Here is a 3,570-nt window from a genome sequence, read left to right on the forward strand (position 1 = left end):
ATTTATTATTTATTATTTATTATTTATTATCTATTATCTATTATCTATTATCTATTATCTATCCTTAATGTAATATATTTACTCAATATTTTTAAAGCGAATTTTTTTATTCATCGATAGTCATCCAAAATTAACTTTCGTTTTCTTTAGGTGATTATTGTTTTTTATGCCACCTTTGTAAATAATATAAAATGAAACTAAAATAGTACGGTTATAATTATTTAATTATAACTAAAAATTATATATCTATATAAAGATGCGTGATTTAAATCACAAACTAAAATATTATTATTAATAATAATCACCGTCCTCTTATTAATAATTTAAATGGAAGGTTGTAATGTCTGATATTATTGTAACCCAAAGTAATAAAGAAAAATTGTGGTGGGAAGAAGATGCTGGTTTCTTTGGGGAACTATATAAAGAAGCGGATGATTCAACGCAGACTTTTTTTGAAGGAGAAAATAATTTAGTACAAAGAACAAATAAAGAGGTTGACGGAGTTATCAATTTATGTGGTCTTAAATCAGGGCAGTATCTTATCGATTGTCCCTGTGGATATGGAAGGCACAGTGTTGCTCTTAGAAAGAAGGGTATAAATGTTATCGGAATAGATGTCAATGAAGAGCACTTATCTATTGCACGCAGGCATGCAGAAGTACAGAATGCAGATGTAATTTTCAAAAAAGATGATATGCGTACATTCAAAGTGGAAAGGCAAGTGGATGTGCTAATAAATATGTTTTATTCTTTTGGCTTTTTTTCCGATGAAGAAAATGTTAGTGCCGCAAGGAATTTTTATGACGCATTGAAAGAGGGCGGTAAATTCCTTATGCACACCATGATAACAGTTCCTGCGTTCGGAGATGGTAGAATTCCGTTGGAAGAAAAAAGAAAATTGCAATCAGGGAGGACTTTAGTTTCAAAACGAAGATTTAATCATATAACAAAAAGAGAAGAGGGTATATGGTCTTTATTAAATGAAAATAATGAAGAGATTTCTTTGAGACCCTATGATGTGAGAATTTATACTGATATTGAATTTAAAGAACTTTGTCTTGAAGCTGGATTTTCTAAAGTCGAATTATATGGGGATTGGGATGGTTCTCCATACAATGATAATTCAACTTATTTAATTGTGGTTGCTGAAAAATAGAATACTAAATGTCTTTCTTTTAATAAATCTATTTTATAAAAAATAATATATGTAAAATCAGTTACCCTCATTGACAAATTTAAAGTTTTTTGCTGCGTTGATGATGTTTTTTTATCATATTTCATCTGAAAAATATTCAGTACGAATATTCAAAATGAAATTTACAGAAAAATATTTTCTAATGCGAGTTCTATGGGGGTAACTTTTTTTGTTTGAGTGGTTTTATTCTTGCCTGGTCGCAGAGTAGATAAAAAATATTCGGTCTAGGTGGATTCGGTTAATAAGTGAAATTTACTCAATGATGAAAATAGATATTGTCCCAGCCAGTCATAACGAACAGTTCGGTTATAACGTTCGATATAAGCATTCGGTTCTGTTGCATTAACAGAGAAAGTCTGAGCCAATGTGGAGTTGGTTACTCTTTAATTCAGCCAATCGATAAAACTTCTCTGCCGGTGATAATATCTTATCTTCTGGTGGTGAGTATTGCCCTTTACGCAGCATCGAAACGAGCTCTATCCCCGCTAAAATCGTTTGGGCTTAAAGCCTAACATCGGCCGTATCCGACGTTTAATGTTTCGATGATCTTGCTCAATGAGATTATTGGGGTATTTGCTCTGCCATCATCTCTTCGAGATTGCGCAGACTCAAAGCATAAGCGAGGTACCCGCGAACACACTGAGCAATGATCTCGATAGGATAGTGTAACCGTTTGAAGGCTTTTCGAATTAAAGACACGGGCAATTCACTTTGCAAAATCAACATATTACCTGATCTTCCTTTAATGCAACAAAACCAAATAAAAGCTGATTTCTTCATTTTCATGTTTTTCGATTCCATGTAGATATAACTAGCTACACTTTGCTCAGTAAACAAACAAAATTCAATGAATAACTCTTATTGGAAAAAAAATAAAAAAAACAACAAACAATAAATAACAATGAGATAAAAAATACATTTTTAGAAAAAAACTAAAATACATCATAAAAAATTATAAATAAAAAAACTGAAATATTGTTTAGGTTAAGTTTATTATTCATTTTTAAAAAATATGCCAAATTATCCATGAAAATATAATTGATCTCGTATCATGTTATTTTTCAAATAATGGAAACACATTAAATTTAATTGTATTTGAGGAAAAATCATGAAATTAAAGCACCTTAGTTCAGGAATAATTATAACTGCTTCAACACTAATATTAATTCCAACAATATCAGCGGCAAACGAAGTTGAAACTACATATAAACAACCTATAAAAACATTATCAATACAGCAAGAAAATACAACATTACCTTATATACTTACCACTGGTGACGCTAATGGAGGTAACGGTTCACCAGGAGGTAATGGTGGTAACAATGGAAGTGGGAATGGGAATAGTAATGGAAACGGAAATGGTAAAGCATAAATAAACAACAACGTAAATTATTAGTCAATTTGATAAGTTACGTTAATTTAGTTTTTATAAATAAATTTTATATTACGGAGAGAAATAAAAATGAAACTAAGCACAATTATCATAATTACATCTATATTAAGTTTTCCTTTTTCATCATTACATGCTGAATCCGAAAATAAACTCAGTGTAAAAACATCCGACTGCAATAAATTAAATGGAGAACCCGGCAAAAATGGTAAAAACGGAATACCTAACAGTCATTGCAAGGATGGAGGCAAAGGCGGGGACGGAAAAAATTCTGGACAATCAGGTGGTAATGGAGGTAACGGTGCACCTGATGGCGGTAACGGTGGCGATGGAGGTGATGGTGCGCCAGGTGTATCTGGTGGCAATGCTAATGGTGGTAACGGTGGTAAAGGAGCTGATGGATTATGAATAATTTAAAACCATTATTTTTAATTCTCATACCATTAATTACTTCAACAATGTCACATGCTTCAAGCGTCCCATTAACAAAACAAATTTCCAATATCAATGCCTATCTTCTTGTTTCAAATAAAGGTGATGGAGGAAAAGGAGGTATCGGCGGTCATGGAGGTAATGGAGGCGACGGAGGAAAAGGTGGTATCGGCGGTCATGGAGGTAATGGAGGCGACGGAGGAACAGGTAATAATTCTCATGGAGGTGATGGAGGAAAAGGTGGTGATAGCGGTGGAGATTCTCACGCTTCCGGCGGTGATGGTAGTAATGGCGGTAACGGTGGTAGCGGTAATAACTCTTCTGGTGGGAAAGGAGGTAATGGTGGCAATGGTGGCAACAAAGGGAAACAAGCATGATAAATAAATCATTATTATCAACTATATTGTCTTTATTTCTTTTGGTAACTTCGACATTTATTTGCACCTCTTCAATCATATTTCCAGTAACAGTTCATGCAGCAGGTCACGGAGACGGTGGTAATGGCGGTAATGCAGGAAAAGGAAGTAGTGGCAATGGGGGTCATGGAGGTAAT

4 protein-coding genes and 3 pseudogenes are annotated in these 3,570 nt (G+C 33.5%); 5 read left to right on the forward strand and 2 right to left on the reverse strand.

The features are described 5' to 3' along the window. The first annotated feature begins 340 nt into the window (after nt 1-340). Nucleotides 341-1,156: an SAM-dependent methyltransferase gene (locus PSI22_RS20820; RefSeq protein ID WP_273581395.1), complete on the forward strand. Its 816-nt coding sequence runs from the start codon at nt 341-343 to the stop codon at nt 1,154-1,156. A gap of 290 nt (nt 1,157-1,446) precedes the next feature. Here PSI22_RS20820 and PSI22_RS21695 read toward each other — a convergent pair. Together PSI22_RS21695 and PSI22_RS20825 are read right to left on the reverse strand one after the other, a co-directional pair. Beyond that, nucleotides 1,447-1,530: pseudogene (locus PSI22_RS21695) on the reverse strand (integrase core domain-containing protein); the annotation flags it as partial. A 7-nt stretch (nt 1,531-1,537) separates the two neighbouring features. Further along, nucleotides 1,538-1,894: pseudogene (locus tag PSI22_RS20825) on the reverse strand (DDE-type integrase/transposase/recombinase). A gap of 409 nt (nt 1,895-2,303) precedes the next feature. Between PSI22_RS20825 and PSI22_RS20830 the strand changes: the two are divergent. From PSI22_RS20830 to PSI22_RS20845, 4 genes and pseudogenes are all read left to right on the forward strand, one after another. After that, nucleotides 2,304-2,567 (forward strand): hypothetical protein, encoded by a 264-nt coding sequence (locus tag PSI22_RS20830; protein ID WP_273581396.1) that lies wholly within the window; start codon nt 2,304-2,306, stop codon nt 2,565-2,567. A gap of 90 nt (nt 2,568-2,657) precedes the next feature. After that, entirely contained in the window at nt 2,658-2,993 is a 336-nt protein-coding gene (locus tag PSI22_RS20835; protein WP_273581397.1) for a hypothetical protein, read from the forward strand. Beyond that, nucleotides 2,990-3,394 carry a hypothetical protein gene (locus tag PSI22_RS20840; RefSeq protein WP_046337396.1) on the forward strand — a complete coding sequence of 135 codons (405 nt, stop codon included), beginning with the start codon at nt 2,990-2,992 and terminating at the stop codon, nt 3,392-3,394. The genes PSI22_RS20835 and PSI22_RS20840 overlap by 4 nt, the downstream gene beginning before the upstream one ends. After that, nucleotides 3,391-3,570, forward strand: a pseudogene (locus tag PSI22_RS20845) (hypothetical protein); the annotation flags it as partial. The gene PSI22_RS20840 and the pseudogene PSI22_RS20845, both read left to right, overlap by 4 nt.

Source organism: Xenorhabdus aichiensis (assembly GCF_028598775.1).
Lineage (GTDB): Bacteria > Pseudomonadota > Gammaproteobacteria > Enterobacterales > Enterobacteriaceae > Xenorhabdus > Xenorhabdus bovienii.

Bases quoted from the DNA above. Each gene is read 5' to 3' on its own strand.
- PSI22_RS20835 (WP_273581397.1), top strand. From the start codon at position 2,658: ATGAAACTAAGCACAATTATCATAATTACATCTATATTAAGTTTTCCT.
- PSI22_RS20830 (WP_273581396.1), top strand. From the start codon at position 2,304: ATGAAATTAAAGCACCTTAGTTCAGGAATAATTATAACTGCTTCAACA.
- PSI22_RS20840 (WP_046337396.1), top strand. From the start codon at position 2,990: ATGAATAATTTAAAACCATTATTTTTAATTCTCATACCATTAATTACT.
- PSI22_RS20820 (WP_273581395.1), top strand. From the start codon at position 341: ATGTCTGATATTATTGTAACCCAAAGTAATAAAGAAAAATTGTGGTGG.